The sequence below is a fragment of the Microbacterium sp. T2.11-28 genome (genome assembly GCF_950097975.1).
GTDB lineage: Bacteria > Actinomycetota > Actinomycetes > Actinomycetales > Microbacteriaceae > Microbacterium.
Genome location: NZ_CATNHF010000032.1, coordinates 61,812 through 84,517, shown reverse-complemented (window position 1 = coordinate 84,517; position 22,706 = coordinate 61,812). Strand labels below are relative to the sequence as shown.

At 69.3% G+C, this 22,706-nt stretch carries 23 protein-coding genes; 11 read left to right on the top strand and 12 right to left on the bottom strand.

Annotated elements, in window-relative coordinates; all coding sequences use genetic code 11:
• Window positions 1-88: 88 nt before the first annotated feature.
• A complete protein-coding gene (locus QQZ13_RS15745; RefSeq protein WP_284530479.1) occupies window positions 89-1,039 on the top strand; it encodes a manganese catalase family protein in 951 nt (316 codons plus the stop codon).
• 61 nt (window positions 1,040-1,100) lie between these two features.
• On the opposite strand, the gene QQZ13_RS15740 is transcribed toward QQZ13_RS15745, so the two are convergent.
• The 3 genes from QQZ13_RS15740 to QQZ13_RS15730 all read right to left on the bottom strand — a co-directional run bounded on the left by QQZ13_RS15740 (window position 1,101) and on the right by QQZ13_RS15730 (window position 3,960).
• Entirely contained in the window at window positions 1,101-2,099 is a 999-nt protein-coding gene (locus QQZ13_RS15740; protein WP_284530477.1) for a magnesium and cobalt transport protein CorA, read from the bottom strand.
• A 179-nt stretch (window positions 2,100-2,278) separates the two neighbouring features.
• Window positions 2,279-2,500 (bottom strand): hypothetical protein, encoded by a 222-nt coding sequence (locus QQZ13_RS15735; protein WP_284530475.1) that lies wholly within the window; start codon window positions 2,498-2,500, stop codon window positions 2,279-2,281.
• Window positions 2,494-3,960, bottom strand: coding sequence for an SDR family NAD(P)-dependent oxidoreductase (locus QQZ13_RS15730; RefSeq protein ID WP_284530541.1), 1,467 nt, complete (start codon window positions 3,958-3,960; stop codon window positions 2,494-2,496). Before QQZ13_RS15730 ends, QQZ13_RS15735 begins: the two co-directional genes overlap by 7 nt.
• A 101-nt stretch (window positions 3,961-4,061) precedes the next feature.
• Between QQZ13_RS15730 and QQZ13_RS15725 the strand changes: the two genes are divergently transcribed.
• The gene (locus QQZ13_RS15725) at window positions 4,062-4,448 is read left to right on the top strand and encodes an NUDIX domain-containing protein (protein ID WP_342395275.1); all 387 of its coding nucleotides are present in this window, start codon (window positions 4,062-4,064) and stop codon (window positions 4,446-4,448) included.
• A gap of 33 nt (window positions 4,449-4,481) precedes the next feature.
• On the opposite strand, the gene QQZ13_RS15720 is transcribed toward QQZ13_RS15725, so the two are convergent.
• The gene (locus QQZ13_RS15720) at window positions 4,482-5,891 is read right to left on the bottom strand and encodes an HNH endonuclease signature motif containing protein (RefSeq protein WP_284530471.1); all 1,410 of its coding nucleotides are present in this window, start codon (window positions 5,889-5,891) and stop codon (window positions 4,482-4,484) included.
• A 222-nt stretch (window positions 5,892-6,113) separates the two neighbouring features.
• Between QQZ13_RS15720 and QQZ13_RS15715 the strand changes: the two genes are divergently transcribed.
• A complete protein-coding gene (locus QQZ13_RS15715) occupies window positions 6,114-7,643 on the top strand; it encodes an FAD-dependent oxidoreductase (RefSeq protein WP_284530469.1) in 1,530 nt (509 codons plus the stop codon).
• Here QQZ13_RS15715 and QQZ13_RS15710 read toward each other — a convergent pair.
• Together QQZ13_RS15710 and QQZ13_RS15705 are read right to left on the bottom strand one after the other, a co-directional pair.
• A complete protein-coding gene (locus QQZ13_RS15710; protein WP_284530540.1) occupies window positions 7,594-8,961 on the bottom strand; it encodes an APC family permease in 1,368 nt (455 codons plus the stop codon). The two genes, QQZ13_RS15715 and QQZ13_RS15710, sit on opposite strands and share 50 nt — an antisense overlap.
• Before the next feature lie 62 nt (window positions 8,962-9,023).
• Window positions 9,024-10,349, bottom strand: coding sequence for a cytochrome P450 (locus QQZ13_RS15705; RefSeq protein WP_284530468.1), 1,326 nt, complete (start codon window positions 10,347-10,349; stop codon window positions 9,024-9,026).
• Between the two features lie 179 nt (window positions 10,350-10,528).
• Here QQZ13_RS15705 and QQZ13_RS15700 point away from each other — a divergent pair, with 179 nt between their 5' ends.
• Both QQZ13_RS15700 and QQZ13_RS15695 read left to right on the top strand, forming a co-directional pair.
• Window positions 10,529-10,822, top strand: coding sequence for a hypothetical protein (locus tag QQZ13_RS15700; RefSeq protein WP_284530467.1), 294 nt, complete (start codon window positions 10,529-10,531; stop codon window positions 10,820-10,822).
• Between the two features lie 9 nt (window positions 10,823-10,831).
• Window positions 10,832-11,590, top strand: coding sequence for a DUF72 domain-containing protein (locus QQZ13_RS15695; RefSeq protein ID WP_284530464.1), 759 nt, complete (start codon window positions 10,832-10,834; stop codon window positions 11,588-11,590).
• Window positions 11,591-11,594: 4 nt separating this feature from the next.
• Here the strand turns inward: QQZ13_RS15695 and QQZ13_RS15690 are convergent, their stop codons facing one another.
• On the bottom strand, window positions 11,595-12,491 hold the full coding sequence (locus tag QQZ13_RS15690; RefSeq protein ID WP_284530462.1) for an SDR family oxidoreductase: 897 nt from the start codon (window positions 12,489-12,491) through the stop codon (window positions 11,595-11,597).
• Between the two features lie 192 nt (window positions 12,492-12,683).
• On the opposite strand from QQZ13_RS15690, the gene QQZ13_RS15685 reads away from it, so the two are divergent.
• Together QQZ13_RS15685 and QQZ13_RS15680 are read left to right on the top strand one after the other, a co-directional pair.
• Entirely contained in the window at window positions 12,684-12,959 is a 276-nt protein-coding gene (locus tag QQZ13_RS15685) for a hypothetical protein (protein ID WP_284530461.1), read from the top strand.
• 70 nt (window positions 12,960-13,029) lie between these two features.
• Window positions 13,030-13,926 carry a zinc-ribbon domain-containing protein gene (locus tag QQZ13_RS15680; RefSeq protein ID WP_284530460.1) on the top strand — a complete coding sequence of 299 codons (897 nt, stop codon included), beginning with the start codon at window positions 13,030-13,032 and terminating at the stop codon, window positions 13,924-13,926.
• Window positions 13,927-13,939: 13 nt separating this feature from the next.
• Here QQZ13_RS15680 and QQZ13_RS15675 read toward each other — a convergent pair whose 3' ends face one another.
• Window positions 13,940-14,389, bottom strand: a complete 450-nt coding sequence (locus QQZ13_RS15675) for a GNAT family N-acetyltransferase (RefSeq protein WP_284530459.1) — start codon at window positions 14,387-14,389, stop codon at window positions 13,940-13,942.
• 174 nt (window positions 14,390-14,563) lie between these two features.
• On the opposite strand from QQZ13_RS15675, the gene QQZ13_RS15670 reads away from it, so the two are divergent.
• On the top strand, window positions 14,564-14,908 hold the full coding sequence (locus tag QQZ13_RS15670; RefSeq protein WP_284530458.1) for a protein-L-isoaspartate carboxylmethyltransferase: 345 nt from the start codon (window positions 14,564-14,566) through the stop codon (window positions 14,906-14,908).
• Window positions 14,909-15,656: 748 nt separating this feature from the next.
• On the opposite strand, the gene QQZ13_RS15665 is transcribed toward QQZ13_RS15670, so the two are convergent.
• Both QQZ13_RS15665 and QQZ13_RS15660 read right to left on the bottom strand, forming a co-directional pair.
• Window positions 15,657-16,256, bottom strand: a complete 600-nt coding sequence (locus QQZ13_RS15665) for a cadmium resistance transporter (RefSeq protein WP_284530456.1) — start codon at window positions 16,254-16,256, stop codon at window positions 15,657-15,659.
• The gene (locus tag QQZ13_RS15660) at window positions 16,253-16,612 is read right to left on the bottom strand and encodes a helix-turn-helix transcriptional regulator (RefSeq protein WP_102508254.1); all 360 of its coding nucleotides are present in this window, start codon (window positions 16,610-16,612) and stop codon (window positions 16,253-16,255) included. Before QQZ13_RS15660 ends, QQZ13_RS15665 begins: the two co-directional genes overlap by 4 nt.
• A 197-nt stretch (window positions 16,613-16,809) precedes the next feature.
• On the opposite strand from QQZ13_RS15660, the gene QQZ13_RS15655 reads away from it, so the two are divergent.
• The 3 genes from QQZ13_RS15655 to QQZ13_RS15645 are packed head-to-tail and all read left to right on the top strand — an operon-like array spanning window position 16,810 to window position 19,611.
• Window positions 16,810-17,412 carry a recombinase family protein gene (locus tag QQZ13_RS15655; protein ID WP_284530453.1) on the top strand — a complete coding sequence of 201 codons (603 nt, stop codon included), beginning with the start codon at window positions 16,810-16,812 and terminating at the stop codon, window positions 17,410-17,412.
• 1 nt (window position 17,413) lies between these two features.
• Window positions 17,414-18,802, top strand: coding sequence for a Mu transposase C-terminal domain-containing protein (locus QQZ13_RS15650; RefSeq protein WP_284530452.1), 1,389 nt, complete (start codon window positions 17,414-17,416; stop codon window positions 18,800-18,802).
• Window positions 18,799-19,611, top strand: a complete 813-nt coding sequence (locus QQZ13_RS15645; protein ID WP_284530451.1) for an AAA family ATPase — start codon at window positions 18,799-18,801, stop codon at window positions 19,609-19,611. The genes QQZ13_RS15650 and QQZ13_RS15645 overlap by 4 nt, the downstream gene beginning before the upstream one ends.
• 675 nt (window positions 19,612-20,286) lie before the next feature.
• Here the strand turns inward: QQZ13_RS15645 and QQZ13_RS15640 are convergent.
• Complete coding sequence (locus QQZ13_RS15640; RefSeq protein WP_284530450.1) at window positions 20,287-20,445, bottom strand: hypothetical protein; 159 nt, start codon at window positions 20,443-20,445, stop codon at window positions 20,287-20,289.
• 355 nt (window positions 20,446-20,800) lie between these two features.
• A complete protein-coding gene (locus QQZ13_RS15635) occupies window positions 20,801-22,153 on the bottom strand; it encodes a peptidoglycan DD-metalloendopeptidase family protein (protein WP_284530449.1) in 1,353 nt (450 codons plus the stop codon).
• Window positions 22,154-22,706 lie beyond the last annotated feature (553 nt).

Below are 22,706 nucleotides of genomic sequence, written 5' to 3'. Positions count from 1 at the left end.
CCCCGGTGCCCCGTCGAGGGCGACGGCGGACGGGCGGACGGCGCGCATGCTGTGCAGACCCCTACCCCCCGTCTCGAGGAGGCGTCGCATGTACTTCCACCTGCAGCAATGGATCAACGACATCGCACAGGACGAGCCGGATCCCGCGGCCGCCAACGCGCTGCAGGAGGGGCTCGGCGGTCAGTTCGGCGAGATGCGCACGATGATGCAGTACCTCTTCCAGAGCATGAACTTCCGGGGCGCGTCGGCCAAGCCGTACCGCGACCTCATCCAGGGCGTCGGCACCGAGGAGATCAGCCACGTCGAGCTCATCGGCACGACGATCTCGCGCCTGCTCGACGGCTCGCCGCGCTACACCGGCAAGCCCGCCGACCCCGTCGATCAGCCCGGCGCGGGCGGCGCGACCCCGCTCGACATCGCGCTGTCGGAGTCCAACATCCACCACTACCTCGTGGGCGCGCAGGGCGCGCTCCCGGTGGACGCCGCCGGCAACCCGTGGAGCGGGAGCTACGTCTACAACTCCGGGAACCTGACGCTGGATCTGCTGTACAACCTGATGCTGGAGTCCACCGGTCGCCTGCAGAAGTGCCGCCTCTACGAGATGACGTCCAACAAGACGGCCCGCTCGACGATCTCGTATCTCATCGTCCGCGACCAGGCGCACGAGAACGCGTTCGCGAAGGCGCTCGAGACCCTCGGCGTCAACTGGCGCACGGCCCTGCCGATCCCGAAGACCAACGCGGAGCAGTTCCCCGAGGTCAAGGAGCTCGTCGACAGGGGGCTGCAGAGCGTCCAGTACACGTTCGACCTCGGCAACCAGTCCGAAGCCGGCCGCATCTTCCAGGGCATGTCGCCGTCGGCCGACGGCACGGAGCTCGACGGCTCTCAGCAGGCCCCGGCCGGCGTCCCGTCGGAGATCGCGCCCGAGCGTCCCGAGGAGTTCTCCCCCGGCGCGGATGCCGAGCTGCGGGCGCTCATCGAGGCGACCGCCGAGATGGAGATGGCCGATATCGACAACGTCTTCGGGGCGATGAAGTAGGTCGCCTCGCGGCGCCCCGGAGCGGCTGAGGGCCGCGCCCTCCAGCCGCTCCGGCCGCGCCCTATAGCCACTTCCGCGACTTGAAGGTGGCCCACAGCGCCACGGAGGTCCCCGCCATCGCGAGCAGGGCGAGCGGGTATCCCCACACCCAGTCGAGTTCGGGCATGTGCGTGAAGTTCATGCCGTAGATCGTGCCGACGAGGGTCGGGCCGAAGAGGATCGCGGCCCATCCGGAGATCTTCTTCACCTGCTCGTTCTGCATCAGGGCGGTGTCGGTCTGGCGCTGCGTCACGAGCGTCGCGTTGAGGGTGAGCGCGTTGTCGAGGATGGAGCGGAGCGCGGTGAGCTTGTCCGTGATCCGCAGCGTGTGGTCGAGCACGTCGCGCAGCGACCGCTGCAGCTCGATGTCGACGCCGTACTTCTCGCCGCCGCGCAGCAGGGACTCCAGCATGTCGCGCAGCGGATCGGCCGCGCGCTGGAAGTGGATGAGCTCGCGCGACAGGTCGTAGATGCGGCGCGAGAGCTGGGGCGACCCGGCGTCGAACAGGGCGTCCTCGATCTCGTCGACGTCGTTCTGCAGGCCCTCCGTGACCGGCAGGTACTCGTCGACGACCTCGTCGAGGATCGCGTAGAGCACCGCCTCGGGGCCGGACCCCAGCAGGTCGGGCTGGGACTCCATGCGGGAGCGCACGCGCGCGAGATCGGGCACCTCGGCATGGCGCACCGTCACGACGAAGTCCGGCCCCACGAAGATGTGGAGCTCGCCGAACTCGACGGTCTCGGAGGACTCGACGTAGCGCGCGGGCCGCAGCACCGCGAACAGGACGTCGCCGTACCGCTCGAGCTTGGCGCGCTGATGCCCCGACAGGGCGTCCTCGACCGCGAGCGGATGGAGCGAGAACTCGGCGGCGACCGCGTGGATCTCCTCCTCCGTGGGACGGAGCAGACCGATCCAGGCCATCCCCTTGTTGTCGCGCATGTGCTCGAACGTCTGCTCGAGGCTCTCCGGGTTGCGGATCCGGTGACCTCCGACGTACACGGCGTTGTCGACGATGGGCATGCGATCAGTGTGCCTCACGGGGCGGGCTGCGCCGGTCGGCCGACGGACGTGTCTCCGGTGTCGCCACAGACGGGACGGGTGGCAGTCGTTGCCGGTTCCCGGCCGCCGAGGCGACGACGACTGTCACCCGATCGCGTCCGAGGCGGCAACGACTGTCACCGGAACGCGGACGGGGCCGTTCAGCCGCCGATCGGACGGCGGGGGCGCGGCGCGGGCGGGGGCGGGACCTCCTTGGCCGCGACGATGTCCGACACCGCGATCCGCTCGATGCCGCGCTTCCCGTCGACGACGACCGTCTCGTCGTCCGCGCTCAGGAGCTCCCCCAGCGCATCGGTGGCCTGCCCGCTCGGCAGGAGGTAGCGGACGACGACCCGGCGTCCCGGCGCGGGGAGCCTCACCATGCGCCCGGTGCGTAGTCCTTCAGGAAGACCCCGAAAAGGTCCTCGCCGGCCTCTCCCCGCACGATCGGGTCGTACACCCGCGCCGCACCGTCGACGAGATCGAGCGGCGCGTGGAAGCCCTCCTCCGCCAGGCGCACCTTCGTCGGATGCGGGCGCTCGTCGGTGATCCACCCGGTGTCGACGCTCGTCATGAGGATGCCGTCGGTCTCGAACATCTCGCGGGCGCTCGTGCGGGTGAGCATGTTGACCGCCGCCTTCGCCATGTTGGTGTGCGGGTGCCCGGGCCCCTTGTAGCCGCGGCCGAACACCCCCTCCATGGCGCTCACGTTCACGACGTAGGTGCGGCGCGCGGGGCTCGCCGCCAGCGACGCGCGCAGCCGTGAGACGAGGAGGAAGGGAGCCGTGGTGTTCGCCAGCTGCACCTCGAGCATCTCGAGCGGGTCGACCTCGCCGACGCGCTGGGTCCAGGAGTTGACGTGGTCGACGTCGGGGATGAGCCCGCCGGCGTCGATGGCGGTGCCGGCGGCGAGGCGCTCCAGCGAGCTCGATCCCGCGGCCATCGCCTGCTCGGTGAGCTCGTCGGCGCGCGAGGCGGCGGCGGCCAGGATCGGGTGCGCGCTCACCGAGCGCTCCAGCGCCTGCGGGTGGCGGTCGTTCGTGTGCCCGAAGGTGACGAGCTCCGGCAGCGGTCCCGTCGGCAGCGGGGCCAGTTCGGCGTCGACGAGAGGCTGGTACGCGCCCGGCGAGCGGCGCACGGTCTGCGTGGCGTTGTTGATGAGGATGTCGAGGTGCCCGGCGGCGGCGACGTCGTCGGCGAGACCGATGACCTGCGCCGGGTCGCGCAGGTCGATGCCGACGATCTTCAGCCGGTCGATCCAGTCGGACGCGTCGGGAAGGCTGCGGAAGCGACGGACGGCGTCGCGCGGGAAGCGCGTCGTGATCGTGGTGTGCGCGCCGTCGCGCAGCAGGCGCAGCGCGATGTACATGCCGATCTTGGCCCGCCCGCCCGTCAGCAGCGCGCGCCGGCCGGTCAGGTCGGTGCGCGCGTCGCGCTTGGCGTGGCTCATCGCCGCGCAGGCGGGGCACAGCTGGTGGTAGAACGCGTCGACGATCGTGTACGGCTGCTTGCAGATGTAGCAGCCGCGCGCCTTCAGCAGCGTGCCGGCGATCGGCGCGGTGGTCGCCGAGCTGATCGGGATGCCGCGCGTCTCGTCGTCGATGCGATCCGGCGCCCCGGTGGCCGTCGCGGCGACCACGGCCCGGTCGGCATCGGCCACGGCCTCGCGGATCTCGCGCCGGCGCTCCTTCTTGGCGGCCTTGAAGAGGTGCGAGGTGGCCTTGCGGAGCGTGATGAAGTCGGGGTGCCGCTGGTCGATCGCGGCGACCTGGCGGAGCACCTTGAGCGCGATCTCCAGCTCGTCGGGGGCGATGCCCGAGGACGGGGCGGCGGAGTCGGGCAGTTCGGCGGGCACATGCGATTCTACGTCGGCGGCGGACGCGCACCTGTTACGGTGCGGCGGTGACCTCCTCCGCCTCCGACGAAGCCTCCGCCGAATACCCCGTGCGCCGCATCCACGTCTCGGCGGCGGTCATCGTCGACGCCGAGGGCCGGCTGCTGCTCGTGCGCAAGGCGGGCACCACCGCCTTCATGCAGCCGGGGGGCAAGCCCGAGCCGGGCGAGAGCGCCGCCGAGACGCTCAGCCGCGAACTCGAGGAGGAGCTCGGCATCCGCCTCTCCCCCGACGACCTCGACGGCCTCGGGACCTTCACCGCCGCAGCGGCGAACGAGCCGGGATTCCTCGTCGTCGCCGACGTCTTCGTCGCCGACATCGGCGACCAGCAGCCGGCCGTGCGGGCCGAGATCGAGGAGCTGCGCTGGGTGAGCCGCGCGGAGGCCGACGCGATCGAGATCGCTCCTCTCGCGCGGGAGAACTTCCTCCCCGGCTGAGGCGACGCCGAGCGGGAGCTCAGCGGGGACGGATCAGTGCGCGGCGAGGACGGCGGCGACCGCGGCGTCGACGACGGTGGCGTCGTCAGAAGGGCGAGTCGAGTTCGGCGACGACCCTGGTCTCGGGGCGGGGCCGGGGTCGGCGTCGGATGTGAACACCAGCGTGCGTGCGGGCCGGTCGGGGTAGGTCCGACCGGTCGGGCTGGTCCAGTGGAGCACTCCATCCGCGGCCTGTCTCACGCGCCATGCCGAATGATGTTTCAAGGTGTGATGGCGGCGGCACAGGTGCGCGAGGTTGCCGAGTTCGGTGGGTCCGTCGTGTTCTCGCGCGGTGGTGTGATCGATGTCGCACCTTCGCACCGGAACCCGGCACCCGGGGAACCGACAGTGCTCATCACGGACCCGGAGCGCCCGTTTCAGCTGATCGCTCGGCCGGTACCGGTCCACCGCGAGCACCGTGCCGGTCACGGGATGGGTCAGCACCCGGTCCCATCCCGGCGCGGTCGCCGCGAGCCGCAGAGCTGTAGCGGTGTCGATCGGTGCGTGGCCGGTGAGCTCCGCGGGAGTCGTGTCGACGCCGAGGACCGTCAGTACGGGGACCGTCAGTTGCACGTGCGCGACGATCGCCTCCCCCTCGGGGATCGAGGCGTTGCTGCTCTCTGGTGTGGCGTGCCCGGTGAGGAGCAGGTCGGCGAACACATCCGCGCGGATCTCTTCGACCCCGCGGCGATCGCGCGCGGTCGGCTCGCCGAAGAGCGTCTCATCGGGCAGCTCCCCGCCCGTACCCGCGTTCTGGTGAACGCCCATCGCCCGTCTTGCATACTGGTCGAGGCGATCGCGGATGCCGTGCGCGAGGTGCGCGGGCAGGGTCGCGACCAGCTCCGCCATCCCGTCCTCCAGGTCACGCACCCACACGGACCGGCGTGATGCGGCCTCGACGTGGCGACCGTCCAGCGGGATCGCGTGCAGCCGTGCGGCCAGCAGCCGTGCGGCGGGCTTCAACCGGCCGGAGGTCTCCCGCCGCGCGATCTCCAGCACCGCCGCCTCGTAGGCGGCGCGCGGGTCGTCATCGTCGATCGCCTGCCCGTGCTCCACGACCACACGCGCATGCGCGACCGAAACCGTCCCCGCCGCGAGCGCCGCGTGGGTGGCCGGGAAGCGGGTCGTCAGCACGACGGCATCCGAGAGATGCCGCTGCACCGTCCGATCCGAGACGCGCAGTGCGGCACCGATCTGCGCGGCCATCGAGCGGATCGGAATGTCTCGAATCTCCGACGGACCCGGCGCATCGTCCTGGTCGCGGGCGATCTCGACCGCGCGGGCGAGAATCGCGGCTTCTTCCGCGTACAGCGCGGCGCGCCGTCGCTGGATCTCGACGAGCTCGTCGACCACGGCGTCCACACAGGTGGCCTGATCGCCGGTGATGGTCGCGGTGTTCGTCATGCCCCCATCGTCCTCGCCACCCCCGACACCGAGGTCAGACAATCCCTGGTCATCGGTGATTCCTGTGGATAACCCGGCTCCGTCGTCGGCTGTGGAGGAGCCCCTCGCCACGCTCGGGGACCGGAGCCGCGCTCGGGCATCCGCCGCGACCTGTCAACCCCCGTGCACGACAGGTCGCCGCCCCTCACTGTTCACGGAGAAGACCGACGACCAGGAGCCCGCATGACGTCCACGCCCGACCCCGCCCCCGCCCCCGCGTCGCTGTGGCGCCTCACCGGTCCCGACCTGCGCGGTACGGACCCGCTCCCGACGCTCACGCAGACCCTCGTGGCGGGCGCGGGACTGGCGGGACTGGCCACCGCGCTGGAGCTCGCGCGCGCCGGGCACGAGGTGGTCGTCGTCGACGCCGACGAACTGGGCGGACGGACGACCTCCCGCACGACGGGGAAGGTGAGCCTGCTGCAGGGATCCACGGTGTCCGGCATCAGGGAGCACGCGGGCGAGGAGGCCGCCGCCGCCTATCTCGAGGCGAACCGCGCCGGCGCCGGCTGGATGCGGCGCGAGCTGGCCGCCGTCCCCGGCGCCTGGGAGGCCCGGCCCTCCTACACGTACGCGACCACGGCCGAGGGTCTGACCTCCCTGCGGTCCGAGGCCGACGCGATGGCCGCCGCGGGAAGCCCCGTCGAGAACGTGCCCGCCGTGCCCGCCGGGACCATCGGGCTCCCCGTCGCCGTCGAGGGCGCCCTGCGCATGGCCGACCAGGCGCAGGTGCAGCCCGTCACCGCGGCGGCGGCCCTCATCGCGCGGATCCGCGAGGCGGGCGGCGTCGTGGTGGATCGCTGCCGCGTGACCGGGGTGTCGGCCACCGGCGGCGGAGTCACCGTGACGACCGAGCGCGGCGATATCGTCGCCGAGCGGCTGATCCTCGCCACGGGCACGCCGATCCTCGACCGCTCACTGCTGTTCGCGGCGCTCGTCCCGCAGCGGCAGGCCGTCGTCGCCTTCCGGCTCCCCGCCGGTCCGGGCGGCGGCTCCCCCGACGGCATGTACCTGTCCGTCGACCCGGTCGGCCGCTCGATCCGCACCGCGGTCGACCGCGACGGCGCACCGGCGATCGTCGTGGGCGGCGGCGGGATCGTCACCGGCCGCGAGGACGGGATCGGCGACCTGCGCGACGGCATCCTCACGTGGACCGCGGAGCACTTCCCCGGCGCGACGCCCATCACCTGGTGGGCGGCGCAGGACTACCGGATGACCACGCACCTCCCGTACGCCGGCGCCATCCACGGCGGGCACGACCGCGTCTTCGCGATGACGGGCTTCGCCAAGTGGGGCATGACCAACGCGCCCGCCGCCGCGCTCGCGGTGGTGGGCGAGATCACCGGCGAGGCACCGGCCTGGCACCGCACCCTGCGCGATCAGCGTCCCGGGATCCGCGATCTCGGCGAGACGGCCACGGCCAATGCCGAGGTCGGCGCCCACCTGGTCGCGGGGTGGGTCGCTCCGCGCAGCCACTCCGACAGCGGCCGCGCCGAGATCGTGCGCAGCGGCGTCCGCCCCGTCGCGCAGTCGCGCGTGGACGGCGCGCTCTGCCGCGTGTCCGCCGTCTGCACCCACCTCGGCGGCATCGTCCGCTGGAACGACGCCGAGAGCACGTGGGACTGCCCGCTGCACGGATCCCGCTTCGCCGCGGACGGCCGCGTCATCGAGGGGCCGGCGACGCAGGACCTCGCTCCGGTCGACGCCGACTGACGCGGCGCCGTGCGACGGTGGCGACGAGGTGCAGCACGACGCCGACGGCCAGGAGCGCGGCGCCGAACAGCCAGACCGTCGCGCTCTGCTGGCTGAGGAGCAGGACGCACGATCCGATGCCGAGGACCGGGATCGCCGTCCAGACCCGGAAGTGCTCGTGGGCGACCCGGTCGCGGCGGAGGACCAGGACCGCGATGTTCGTGCTGAGGAACACGAACAGGAGGAGCAGGACGACGGTCTCGGCGAGCAGCTGGAGATCCCCGGCCAGCGTCAGCAGGCACGCCACCGCGGTCGTCGCGAGGATGGCGACCCACGGCGTCCTGCGGTTCGGGAGCACGCGCGACAGCACCGACGGCAGGAGTCCCTGATCGGCCATCCCGTAGGCGAGGCGGCTGGCCATGATCATCGTGAGGAGCGCCCCGTTGGCGACGGCGATGAGGGCGATGAGGCTGAACAGCCAGGACGGGACCGCGACGCCGCTCGCCTCGACGACGGCGAGGAGCGGACCGGACGACTCGGCGAGGCGTTCGGGCGGGAGGGCGATGGAGCTCGCGAGCCCCACGAGCACGTAGACGGCCCCGGCGACGATCAGAGCCCCGAACAGCGCGACCGGATAGCTCTTGCGCGGCTCGCGCACCTCCTCGATGACGTTCGCCGAGGTCTCGAACCCCACGAACGAGTAGTAGGCGATGATCGCGCCGCCGAGGACGGCGGTGGCGACACCCGCGTCGGGGTTCGGGGAGACGACGCGCGACAGCTCGCCACCTCCCGAGCCGACCAGGACCGCGACCACCACCACGACGACGACCAGTCCGCTCACCTCGATCACCGTCATGACGACGTTCGCGGCGAGCGACTCGCGGATTCCGCGCATGTTCAGCGCGCCGATCACGAGGAGGAAGACGATCGCGACCGGTACGGCGGGCAGCGCGATGAAGGTCTGGAAGTACTCCCCGGCGAAGGCCAGCGCGAGCCCCGCGGCGCTCGTCACCCCCGCGGCGAGCATGCTGAAGCCCACCAGGAACGACACGAGCGGGCGCCCGAACGCGCGCTGGGCGAAGACGGCGGCGCCGCCGGCCCGCGGATACTTCGTCACCAGCTCCGCGTAGGAGCCGGCGGTGAGTAGGGCGAGCAGGAGCGCCACGACGAGCGGAGCCCACAGCATCCCGCCGACCTCTCCCGCGAGCACCCCCATGAGCGCGTAGATCCCCGCGCCGAGGACGTCGCCGAGGATGAAGAAGAAGAGCAGGGGTGTGGTGATGCTCCGCTTCAGTCGGTCGGACTGCGGGGGTGCCCCGAAGGTCTCGCTGGTCGCCATGGGGCCGGTCTTCTCTCTGTCGGGCATGAATCTGGTCCTGCGGGTCCGCAGTCGCGGGCCGGTCAGCGGCGGCGGTGGAACGGGCACCCGCCGCGCTCGTCGGCATCCTCCCGGCGACGCACCCGCGCGCCCGAGGCGGGCTTGGTCGGCAGCCGGCGCCGGTTGACGTCGAGGCCGTCGCCGAGGATCGCGAGCCGCGGATCGCTCAGCACGCCGATCGCCGCCGCGAGCCCCGCGATGGCGAGCTTCTCGCCCGGGCAGCGATGGCCCGTGCGGACATCCGCACCGCCGTGGGGGATGAACGCGGCGAGTGCCTCGTAGTCGTCGACGCCGACGAACCTCTCGGGCTCGAACGCCTCCGCGCGCTCCCAGGACGCCGCATCGGTGTCGGTCCCGAGGATGTCGAGCACCACGCGACCACCGGTGTCGACGCGCTGACCGTCAAGCTCGACCGGCACGAGCGCCCGCGCCGGCAGCACGGGCACGAACGGCGCCGTCCGCCGCACCTCCTGGGCGAACGCCGTCGCGAGGGGACCGCCGGCGAACGCGCCGCGCGCTTCCACCTCGTCGGCGATCCGCTCCCGCCAGTCCGGCCGCTCGTGCAGCTCGCGCGCCGCGAAGGCCACGAACCGCGCGACGGCGATCATCGGCCGGAGGACGTTCTGCAGCTCCACCCCGGCGAGCCGGGCGGGGAGGAGGTCGCCCCGGGGGTCGCGATGCCAGGCCCAGGCGTGCAGGGCGGTTCGCCGGGCGGGCTGGAGCCGCCCCTCCCGCACGGCCGTGATCAGCCGCTCCGCGTGACGATCCGACCACCAGCGATGTGCACCGGCCAGGACGAACTCCGGGGAGTACGGCACCCCGAACCCGTCGACGATCTGCGCGAGACGCGCCGCCCAGCGCGTGCGCGCGTCGGCGGTGCCGGGAAGTCCGGCCCAGCGCATCACCGCGCGGCCGAGAGCGCCGACGGCGGCGTCGTAGGCGGTGCGGGTCCCGCCGGACAGCCAGGCATCGCGCTCGGTGCGCCACTCCTCGTCGAGCAGGGGGAGCAGGCGCTCGACCTCCACGTCGCGATAGGCGACGTCGACGAACGTCGCCTTGCGGTGCCGATGCTCGCCGCCGTCGAGGCTGTGCACCGAACCGTGCCCGAAGAGGGTCTCCTGCACGAGCGCGGGCATGGCGCCGTGCCGGGCGACGCGCGACTCGTCGTAGAACAGCGCCACGCCCTCCGGGCGGCGCACGAGCATCGCGTCGTGCCCGAGCAGCCGCAGCGGAGCCGATCGCGCGCCCTCACGCACGCGACGCCAGATCCGGTCGGCGAAGCCGTAGCCCTGGGTGAGGAGCGTCGGGGCGTCGTCGGCGAGGAGGCGAGGGGAGATCTGCGGGGTCATGCGGCCACGCTGTCAGGAGGACCCCGGTACGCGCACCGGGGCAGACGCGGGCGAGGCGGTGTGGTAGACCCGCGGCCGGAACGCAGGCGCGCGGCGGCTTGTCAATCCCCTGCGCATCCTTCCCCGTGGGTCGCAGGGTGGGGTGAGGGCGCTCTCGAGGCTCCCGGAAAGCACCACACATGACCTCCCCCCACCGGCTCACGCTGGATCCCCTCACCGATACGACCTGGCGTCTGCGCGACCGATCCACGGCGGACGGCGACCCGGACGGTGTCGTCGTCGCCTGCATCGAGCTCAGACCCGACGGGCGCTATGCGGTCACCTGGGTGGCCCACGGCATCGCGTCGGCGACCTTCGCCACCCTGGGCGAGCTGCTCGACAGCGCCTCCGCCGTCCTCCACCCGCGCCCGCGCCACCCCGCGAGCAAGCCCATCCCGATCGCCCACCGCCCGCCGCCGCTGGGCTCGGCGTAGGAGGGTGCGGTGAGCGGCGTGCCGGGGCTGAGTCCCGGCGACGTGCGCATCGGGACCTCCGGGTGGAGCTACGACCACTGGCGAGGTCATCTGTACCCGCCCGGCACGGCCTCGTCCCGCCGGCTGGCCGCCTATGCGGCCGAATTCGACACCGTCGGGCTCAACACGAGCTTCTACCACTGGCCGCGGGTCGACACCTTCCGCGGCTGGCGCGCGCAGCTGCCGCCCGGGTTCCTCGTCTCGGTGAAGGCCCCGCGCGGCCTCACCCACGCCGGGACGCACCTCGACCCCGCCCGGTGGACCGAGCGACTGGCGGACGGGCTGTCGGGGCTGGGCGACGCCGCCGGTCCGCTGCTCCTCCAGCTCCCGCCCGGCGCGGAGCGCGACGACGAGCACCTGGCGCGCCTGCTGGCGGCCGTGCCCGAGGGCCGGCACGCCACGGTGGAGCTGCGGCACCGGTCCTGGGTCGACGACAGCGTGTTCGCGGTGATCGAGGCGTTCGACGCCTCGTACTGCGTCGTGAGCGGCGCGGGCATGCCGTGCGTGCTCCGCGCCACCTCCGACGTCGTCTACGTGCGCTTCCACGGTCCCGACCCCGACGTGCTCTACGCCGGGGGCTACTCCGACGCCGACCTGGACTGGTGGAGCGACCGCATCCGCGAATGGCAGGCCCTGGGCACGGCCGTGCTCTGCTACTTCAACAACGACGGCGACGGCCACGCGGTGCACGACGCCCGGCGCCTGCGCGCCCGGCTCGCATCCGGGTGAGCGCCTACGGCGTCGGCATCCCGCCGTTGACGTTCAGCGTCTCGCCGATCACGTAGCTCGACTCGGCCGAGGCGAGGAACACGTACGCCGGGGCGAGCTCGGCCGGCTGGCCCATCCGCCCGAGCGGGGTGTCCTCGCCGAAGACCGCGATCTTCTCCTGCGGCTGGCCGTCGGTGACCTGCAGGGGCGTCCAGATCGGTCCCGGTGCGACCGCGTTCACGCGGATGCCCTTCGGTGCCAGCTGCTGGGCGAGCGCCTTGGTGAACGCGTTGATCGTCGCCTTGGTCGAGGCGTAGTCGACCAGGATGTCGGACGGCGAGTAGGCCTGGATCGACGTCGTGTTGATGATCGCCGAACCGCCGGGAAGGTGCGGGACCGCCTCCTTGGTGATCCAGAACATCGCCGAGACGTTGGTGGCGAAGGTGTCGTCGAACTGGTCGTCGGGAAGCGTCGTGATGTCCTCGTTGAAGACCTGCTTGCCGCCGTTGTTGACGAGGATGTCGAGACCGCCCAGGCCCTCGACCGCCTCGGCGACGAGCGCGCGGCAGTACTCCTTGTCGCGCAGGTCGCCCGGGATGGTGAGCACTGTGGCACCGGCCTCGCGCAGGATGCCGGCGATGCGCGCGGCGTCCTCCTCTTCTTCCGGGAGGTACGACATCGCCACGTCGGCGCCCTCGCGGGCGAACGCGATCGCGGTGGCCGCGCCGATGCCGGAGTCGGCGCCGGTGATGAGGGCCTTCCGGCCGGCGAGCCGGCCCGTGCCGCGGTAGGTGTCCTCCCCGAGGTCGGCCTTCGGCGCGAGCTCGGCGTCGAGGCCCGGCTCGGGCTGATGCTGCTTCTTCGGATCGATGTCGGCGTAGAGGTCTGCGGGGTTCACGAAGGTGTACTGGTCACGGGACATGCCGTCAGTCTGCGGTGCGCGCACACGGATGCCGAGGGGCGTTGACAGCGGTCGCCGGTCTGTGATCTCCTGGCCGCGACCGGGATCGCGACGCGGGCGGCGCGCTGCACGAAGAGGCAATCCATCCGGTCACAGTGACCCGTCGCTGTCAAGACCCCTCACGATGCGAGCGGATGGACGTAACGTCTCCTCATGGACACCGATGAGCCGACAGGAATCACGCGGATCTTCATCAACGACAAGAACTTCGAGCTCTCGCCGACGGTGGATATCCCCGAGCTGAAGGCTGCGATCGAGACCGCCGTGAAGACCTCGGGGACCTTCGTCGAGTTCACCGTCGCCGACGGCAGCAGGGTGAACGCCCTCGTCGGCTCGCCGTGCAACGTGTTCATCTCGCAGAGCGCCGGCTCCGCCGACGCGAACGGCATCCGCCTCTACGCCGTGGATCTCCCCGAGTTCGACTTCTGACGCGTCCGTCGCCGGTCGGCGATGTCTCCCGCGGCGCGGCGATGTCCGCGGCGGGCCGTATTCTCCCGGCATGGCGGAGCGGGTCGAGGCGTGGTGGGCGCGGCGCCAGTGGTCGAAGGGGCGGAGCGAGCCCTACGCCGTGGGAACCTACCGCGAGGCGTGGGCCGCCTACCCGGCGCTCATCCGTCAGTACCATCCGGAGCTCAACGCCGGGATCACCCTCACCCAGATCCCCCCGGCGGCCGACGTCCTGCTGCTGTGGGAGTGCGAATCGGGGCACCGGTTCGCCGCGACTCCAGCCGAGCAGCGCGCACGACCGGGCCGGGAGCGGCGCCGGAGCGCCTGGTGTCCGGAGTGCGCCGAGCGCGCGAACCCGACGCGGATCCTCCCGCTCCCCCAGCGCGAGACGGTGCTGCCGCCCGGCGCGCTGCTGAGCGGGCAGCCGGCCGCCGAGCCCGGCGTCCTGCGTGAGCGCCCCGCGCGGCGGCCGCGGCCGCCCGCACGGATCTGCGACAAGACCCCCGCGGTGCCGATCGGCGAGGCGTTCGTCTCCGCCTGCGCACCCGTGCCCGCCTCCGCTGTCGAGGACCGCGTGCGCGCCGACCTGTTCGCCCGGCTGGATGTCACCCCCGGACGCAACGCGGTGCGCGTCGCACGCCCCTTCTTCCAGCATGTCGAGGTCTGGCCCGACTTCCTGTTCCCCGAACTGCGGATCGCCGTCGAGTACGACTCCATCGGGCGCCACGGCCTCGAGCACGTCGGCGCGAGGGAGGAGGCGGATCGCCGCAAGGACCGCACGCTGCGCGCCAGCGGCTGGGAGGTGGTGCGGCTGCGCACCGGCAAGCTCCTGCCGCTCGGACCGCACGACATGCAGCTGGCCGCGTGGAACGCGCGCGCCCTCGACCGGCTCATCGACGTGCTGCGCGACCTCCGGGGGCCGCTCCTGGTCGACGCCTACCTGCGGTGAGTCCGCCGCGGGGCTAGCCGATCATGAAGACCTGCGTGCTGCCCTCGCGGAACCCGAGGCCCCGGTAGAAGTCGAACGCGGGCACGTCGCGATCGGTGAGGAGGGTCAGGTCCGCCGCGCCGATCTCGGCGGCCGCGTCGCGGATCGCCGCGACCAGGGCGCGCCCGACGCCGCGGCGCTGCGCCTGCGGGAAGACGAAGAACTCGTCGATGTAGATCTCCGACCCGTCCTGCCACGTCCGCGCGTGCAGGTACGCCGCACCGACCACGCGGTCCCCGAGGAGTGCCACCAGCGCGATGGCCCGCGGCATCGCACGGAACTCGGCCAGGTACTGCGCGGCCGTCTCCGGCACCCAGGCGTCATTCCACGGCTCGCCGTTGTAGGTGTCGATGAAGCCCGCCACGACGGCTTCCTCGTCGCCGGGCGCCCACCGGCGCACCTCCGGGTCGACAGCAGCGGTCATGACGCCCTCACTTCCTCGCCGATGCCCGGTGCTCGACACCGCGTCGGTCGGTGTCCGGTGGCCTCGGCGGCCCTGCCATCGTGTCATGTCCCCCGGCGCGCCGCGGGCGCGGATCGTTTCGGGATCCGGATATCTCGCCCCACGACCCTGTCGCTGGTTCTACACTCACCTTCGATGCCGTACCGTGACCGCGCCCACGTCGAACGCTGGCTCTCCGATTTCTGGGACACGCACAGCGTGTTCGCCGGTGAGCTGAGCGTCGTCGACAACGACTTCGTGCCTCACACCGACAGCGGTCTCGTGGTCGCGCACCTCGACAACTCCCCCGGCATCGCCTACATCAGCGTGCAGATGATCGACGACCGACCCCGCTGGATGGTGACCTTCGAGCCGCGCCCCGAGGCGATCGACCTCGACGCCGCCGGCGTGCGCGGCCTCGCCGACGAGGTCGGCGCCCTCGGCATCCTGTGCGCCTACCTGCAGACGCGCACCGACGAGGCCATCGCGCAGCTGCGCTGACCGCGCGGCGGCTATGGGATCCGGGGCCGCCGGCTCCGGTGCGGCCGGGCAGCTCCACACGCCCGAGACGCAGGATCCGTGCCCGATCCGTGCCCGTGAACGCCGAAAACCCGCGGAATTCCGCGGGTTTCTGTGGCGGAGACGGAGGGATTTGAACTCCGCCGGACGGTGATCAGCGTAGCGGCGTGCGCTCAGGGGCCGCGGATTCACGCGGAATCGCGCAGCCAACCTCGGTCAGACTGACGCACCTGATCAACTGGAGCTGATTCAGATGTGGGCAAGCGTTGGGCACAGGTGACCCGCGGCATGGCGAGCTTGATGCCGCGGTGACGGTGGGATTTGAACCCATATTGATCGCGATCACGAGAAGTTTCCCGAGTCAGCCGCCGCCGAATCATCCGGAATCGCGGCAGTCCCGGGTCAGGCCGAAGCCGCTGAAGCGCATTCGGATGTTGCCAGTATGTTGCCACCCCGGATACTCGATCGCGATTTAACTAGCGCTCAGCCGATGTTGGCGGCAAGCCGTGTCAGTTCTGTGGCTTCGCGATCCTCCTTGCTCCGGTGTCCCGACATTCTGTGACTGTTGCAGGTATGTGGCGGCATTTTTGCTGAGATACGTGGCGGCAAGGGCCGTCCATCCAGGAACGACACTGTCCGCAAGCTGGGGCCAGCAACGATCGCCAGGACGTCGGCATCGACAATGGCCGGAGATCTCTTTGTGGTGGAGGCTGCCGATCAGGAAGCGTGGTTAGAAACCGAAGGCCCCGCCGCTGACCAGGATGAAGAAACCCAGGCCGATCAGCACGATGGGGAACAGGATGTGTTCCCAGCGCTCCAGGACCTCGGCGATCGGTCGCCGGGTGGCGACGAACTTGGCCAGGCCCACCAGCACCGCGACCAGGGCCAGGAACACGATGCAGTAGGCAGCCACAGCCCCCGGTCCGACGCTGAGGAAGACCGGGGCGTAGACGCCGATGTTGTCCCCGCCGTTGGCGAAGGTCACCCCGGCCACGGTCCAGACGGCGACATTCTTGCCCGCGATCTTGGCGTCGTCATCATCGTCTTCGCCTCTGCGCCACCCCTGCCAGGCCGCCCACACTCCCAGGCCCAGCGGGATGAGCCCGAAGTAGGGGATGACCCCCGGGGGCAAGAACGCGCCCGCGCCTAAGGACACGAGCACTGCCGCAACCAGGATGCCGGTGAAGCCGAGGTACTGGCCGACCAGGATTCGGACGGTGGTCCCACGCTGGCCCGCACCACGGCCGAAGAACAGGGATAGCACGATGATGTCGTCGATGTTGGTAACCAGGAACAGACCGATCGCCTGGAGGGTTGAGGACAGGATCACGCGCCCACCCCCTTCTCGCAGCAGCCGGGCACGGAGCAGGCCGGGTCCAGGCACGGGGCACTCTCATCCACCGCGAGGGTGACCTCGACCAGAGCAATCAGCACCCGCGCCAGGTGTGCATCGGCGATCTCGTACCGGGTCTGGCGGCCCTCGGCCACGGCGACCGCGATCCCGCAGTCCCGCAAGCACGCCAGGTGGTTCGACACGTTCGACCGGGTCAGCCCCAAGTCCCGCGCCAGTTCGGCCGGGTAGGCCGGCCGTTCCAGCAAGGTCATCAGGATCCGCGACCGGGTGGGGTCGGCCATCGCCCGGCCCAACCGGTTCATCACGTCAACACGAGAGGCAATGGTCAGCATTCACTGAACTATACAGTATGAGCTGAACTTACAGTGTCGCCTCGTAAAGCTATAGCTAAACGAGCCACGGCGCCCATGCCTCGTTGCGAGGTTCACGCCCGCGCGGTCTCGAGGCCGTGAGTGGTCTCAGAAACTCGTCTCGACGATTCTTGTCTCGGTTTGTGGACTACTTGGGGTTTACGAGTCAGACTGGGGCGATGAGGCTGTTGGGGTATACGAGGGTGAGCACGGTGAGTCAGGATGCGCGTCTCCAACTCGACGCGCTGATGGCGGCAGGCGTGGAGGCGCGCGATGTGTTCTCGGACGTGACCTCGGGCGCGCGAGCGGCGATTAAACGGTCCGGGATGAAGAAGCTCCTCGAATACGCGACGGAGGGCGACACGGTTGTCGTGTGGCGCATCGACCGTCTCGGACGCTCTCTGATCGATGTGTTGAACACCGTCAATCTGTTCCGCGATCGGGGCGTGAAGGTTCGGTCGATTTCGGACGGGATTGATCCGGAGACGTCCTCGGGACGGATGATGCTGGGGATGCTCGCGACGCTGGCGGAGTATGAACGGGAACTGATCACGGAGCGGGTGAATGCGGGGATCGCCGCGGCGAGGCAGAACGGGACGAAGTTCGGCCGGCCTGCCGTGAACCCGGCTGTGGTGGAAGAGAAGCTGGCGATCGTCAGGGACGCTCGCGCGAGGGGACGCACAGCAGAGGACGCGGCCCGCCTGGTGGGATGGTCGCGAGCGACCTTATACCGTCACCAGCGCGCAGCAGAGGAGTCGATACCGGTGACTGAGCCGGTGTGACATGGATGCGCTGGCGCGGTGGAGAATTCTGCGGCTTCATATCGAGGATGCAATCCCGCTGACCACGCTGGCGAGAGACACCGGTGTTGGGCTACAAACTCTCCACCGGTGGAAGAAAAACTACCTTGCGGGCGGTATCGACTCGCTCCGCCCGGTTACGAGAACTGACCAGGGGCAGCGGCGCACATCACCGGAGCTCGTGTCGTTCATCGAAGGTCTTGCCCTCACCCGGCCACGTCCTTCAATCGCGGTGATGCAGCGTCTCGCGCGAGCTGAAGGCGAACGGACCGGCGTGGTTCCGCCGAGTTACTCAACGGTTCGTTCGATCGTGCAGAGCCTCGATCCGGCGCTCGTGACTCTTGCGTTAGAAGGTCCGGCGTCGTATCGGGATAAGCACGAGTTGGTGTTTAGACGGCGTGCGGAACGTCCGAATACGACATGGCAGGCCGATCACACCGAACTCGACATCCTCATTCGCGGGGCGACAGGGAAGCCCGAGCGGCCCTGGTTGACTGTGATTCTCGACGACTATTCGCGTGCGATCTGCGGATATACGGTCTTCACCGGGGCGCCCTCGGCGATGAATACCGCTCTTGCGTTGCGGCAAGCGATCTGGCGCAAAAGTGACCCCACCTGGTCGATGTGTGGACTGCCGGACGTGTTGCACGTCGACCATGGCAGCGACTTCACCAGCCACCATTTGGAGTACACCGCGGTTGCCCTCAAGGTTCGACTGATCTACTCAACGGTCGGCAGGCCGCAGGGCCGAGGGAAGATCGAGCGTTTCTTCGGCACCGTTAACACCGAGCTCCTCGCGCAGCTCCCAGGACACCTGACATCAGGAACACGACATCCGGATCCGCGACTCACGCTCCCGGAACTCGACCACGCGATTCATGAGTTCATCGCCACGTACAACGAACGCCCCCATCGCGAGCTCGGGATGAGCCCCAAAACCGCGTGGATCGCTGACGGTTGGCTACCGCGCATGCCAGACAGCCTCGATCAGCTCGACGGGCTTCTCCTCACCGTCCCGAAGAACAGAGTCGTGCAGCGTGATGGGATCCATTTCCAAGGACAGCGCTATCTCGCCCCGACGCTAGCCCCGTTCGTCGGGCGCAGCATCACCATCCGATACGACCCTCGGGACCTTTCCGAAGTTCGTGTCTATGACCACGACACCTTCATTTGTGTCGCCGTCGACGAAGCGCACCCTAACGAGAGACTCAGCCTCCGAGACATCGAAGCAGCCCGTCGCGCCCGCCGACGCGCCCTCCGTAAAGACATCAACGACCGCATACCCCGCACAGCCGCCCGCGAAGAACCACGCAACGATGCGCCCCCAGCGAGGCGAGTGAAGCTACGGACATACGAAGAGGACGGATCATGAGTCGAGACTTCATCATCACGAAGGAACACCGCCGGTTCACCGAGTTCGCCAATGCCGTGAGGAAAGAGCGCACCATCGGGATCTGCCATGGCGACGCGGGAGTGGGGAAGACCCAATCCGCTCGCCGCTACGCCAGGTGGGACACCCTTGACCCGTTCATCACCGAATGGGGACCTCGAGACGCGGCCGATGCGGAACACTACGCGGCAGCTCACCGAGCCCGCACCTTGTTCTTCACCCCGCCCGTTCTCGCCAAAACCGCCCAGCTCCTCCACGACATCGATCGCATCCAGGGGCGACTGGGGCACTGCATCGACGAACACCTTCGAGCGATCGGCAAAGGGACAGGATCCGTCATGCGCCATGATTCCCGGCGATGGGTAGAACTCCTCATCATCGATGAAGCCGAACGACTCTCCGCGACCGCCCTCGAGATCCTTCGTGACCGACATGATCGAGAACACATCGCGATCATCCTCATCGGCATGCCCGGCATCGACCAACGTTTCCGCCACTACCCGCAGCTATACAGCCGACTCGGATTCTCCCACCGATACCGAAACCTAGGACGCGACGAGCTTCTCTTCGTCCTCACGCGCCATTGGAAACGCCTCGGCCGCACCCTCGATCCCGAGGACTTCACCGACGCGCAAGCGATCGCCGCGATCGAGCGCATCACCCGAGGTAACTTCCGGTTACTCGAGCGCCTCTTTCCACAGGTCGCACGAGTCCTCAAGATCAACGAACTTGAAACGATCACCGACGACGTCATCGAGGCCGCTGCAAGCACCCTCGTCATCGGCACCTGAGAAACTGCCATTTAGCGTTACTAAAACAGTGCCCTCGAGCCCCGACGTCCACACCCGACATTCGGATAATCGCGTGAGTCTCCGACCCTCGGTTGTCGAGCACCCGCACGCCTCAATCTATCTTGCATGGTCAAGAGAACGACCAAGTTCACTAAATCGGCGTCACCGTCCGCGTCGCTCCATCTGGGTTCGACCTGGTTACCCCCGACCGAGACGCGCGCATAGCAGCGTTGCGGCCCACGCGTGCTGCACCTGCCCGACTCGGCCAGAGATTCCAGGCGCGCAACGAGTCGACCGCCCGTGCCCAACCGGACGCGACCTCGACGACGTCTGGCGCAGTGTCCTCCAAGATGACGGCATCCGACAGGGTGAACCATTCACGAGGGGAGACCGCCGCACACCTTCAGCGGCATTCCCTGCGGGGCGCGGCCCTCGATGGCCACCATCATTCGACTTCGAAGAATCCCTTGGGAGCTTCGGCGACGGCCGCACGCATGCGCTCACCGGGACAGCGATGTCACCCACGCGCACGACGGCATGCTCGAAGAAGTCCTTCGACTGCGCCTCCCACTGCGCAAACTCATCGAAGTCGTCTCGAAGCTGGAGGTTTCGGTCTCTCATCAGACCTCGGCTTGATTGCACCGCCGTATCGGCCGTGCTCGTCGGACCGGTCGGTCAGGTCCGGTAATGAAGCTCGTCATAGTGGTCCAGCCACGGCTCCAGGCCATGCGCTGCGCGCAAGGCGCGTTCGAGCCGCACGGGTGCGACGACCTTTCGGTAGGGTAGCTGCTCGATTTCAAGATCAGAGGCGACGTTGTGGTCGACCAAACGCATCCTCCACTTCGAAATGGATGCCCTCGCCCCGGTCTATCGCGACTTTGTAGGAGAAGGACTCTGACGTCAATCTCGCAACGTACCTTGTTCGGGAGGCCTAAGGAGGTGCCGCCGATGCCTTCGTCGTGTCCAATGACTCCGACTTGATGGAGCGAGTGCGCCTGGCCAAGCGGAAGCGAACAAGATCGCCGGACTGATCAGCCCTATCCGACCAACAGCAGTGGGTTGATGCGATGCCGGACAAATCTCGCGTAGGCGGTGCGCACACACCACCTCCAGACCGCGCAGTTTCCGAGGAAGTCGCCAATCCCGCCCCGGTCGCGTGACAACCCCGTTCGGCGCGAGTTGTCGGCCGCTACAGATGGACTCCTCGCGCCCGCATGAACGGCACAGGGTTGATGCGCGTCGCGCCTGTGTAGATCTCAAAGTGGACGTGACATCCCGTCGATACTCCCGTGTTGCCGGCGTACGCGACGACCTGGCCCGCCCTGACCGCCTCGCCGTATCTAACCGCGAAACCGCTCGGTTTAATGTGGGCATATGCGCTCGCAATACCACCGCCATGGTCGATCTTGACGAAGTTCCCCCACGCGCCGTTATACGCAGCGAACACGACGCGACCGCTTGCTGCGGCGAAGATTGGCGCACCGCAACCCGCGTACATGTCCGTACCTCTGTGCCCGCTTGATGTGCAATAGCCGTTGGCACAGATGGTGCCCCGTGCCCCGAAGTGCCTTGAGACTCCCCCGTAAGCGGGCCGTGTCCAGCCAGATGCAGCCACATCCCCTGGCTCCGAGCCACTGCTCTGCTCCTCTCGCGCCCTGCGCTCAGCCTCCTCGCGTTCACGGCGCAAACGCTCCTTGCGCGCCTTGCGACGAGCCTCCACTCCCGCCCTGTATCTCGAAACAGTTTTGGTTGTGGTGTCTCTGAGCGCCGCGAGCTGAGCTTCGAGGACTTCTCTTCTCGCGTCCTGTGCGTCGAGCGCCGACTGCGCGTTCTGCGCCGCGTCCTGGGCGCGGAGCATCTTAGCCTCGGTCTGCTGCTGGAGACGGTCGCGCTCGGCACGGGCGACGGCCGCCTGGTTGGACAGGTTCTGCGCGTTGTCGCGGGCGCTCACTGCATCCGTGTAGACCGAACGGTTGGCCTCGACGAGCTTGTCCATTGTGCCCAGCCGTGCGAGCAGGTCATCGGCGTTTGCCGCCGAGCCCGAGAAGAAAAGCTCCAGCGTCGTGTCATTGCCGCCCAATCGGTAGTGCTGCGCCGCGAGGCGGCCCAGCTTGTCGGCTGCTTCGGCAGCACGAGCTCGCTCGGAATCCGCCTGACCCTGGAGCGACACTGTGCGATCGGCGGCCTCTTCGAATGCCTCCTGCGCGGCGATGTACTCAGCGCTCAGCCGCTCGGCCTCCGCCTGCTTGAGGGCGACGTCATTGGCGAGGGAGGCGATAAGCCCTTCGATGCGGGTGACCTCGCGACTCTTCGCCGCCAGGCTGGCCTTCGCCTTCTCGACGTCATCCCACGACGGATAGGTGGCGGCGAAGGCCGGCCCGGACGCGATGAGCCCGGCAGCTGCGAGGCCGACGACACCGAACCCGATGGCGCTGCGACGCGTGACCGTGCGGCCCCGGCTAAACGCGGCCAGCTCGCGCCGGCTCGGGGCGCAGCCGCAGACCTCAGGGCCCTGCTCGTGATTCAACGTGTGTCGCTCCATGATCTGGCCAACCGCTAGCCAGACGCATGCGAGGCCGGCAACGGCGGTGAGATGATTCTGATGCTCTCATCGAAGCCGCGCGGGCCAGCCTCCCATTGCGGCGTGTGGAGGTAATGAGAATGGGAGTCATCATCGGCACCGGCATGGCTCTCTGTCGGCGTTCGGAGCCGCGCCGCCTCTCCACGCCCCAGACGGATCGCAGCATGCCGCATCCCAGGCAGGTACTGTCGCCCCCCGGGCCGTCGTCATCGGCGCCGACATAATCCGAGCGGCCACGGCGCTGGGTCCACCCTCGTCACTGAGACGCGGCAGATCTATGTACTGATCTTCCTACTGCAGTCCTCGTCGGCCACCTTCACCCCCTCTTCCCAGTCGGCTACCCCCAGCATTCTCACGGGCGAACGGGACTATACGAAGGCACTCTTCCTGGCCCGTCTCGTCTGCGACGAAGCGGTCGTCGCAGCTGCCCTGCGAATTGCCATCGCCTACTCGCACCTCTTCGCCGCGACCGTCGGCGGATTCCTCATCTCCGCAGCGCTCGTGTTTGCGACGA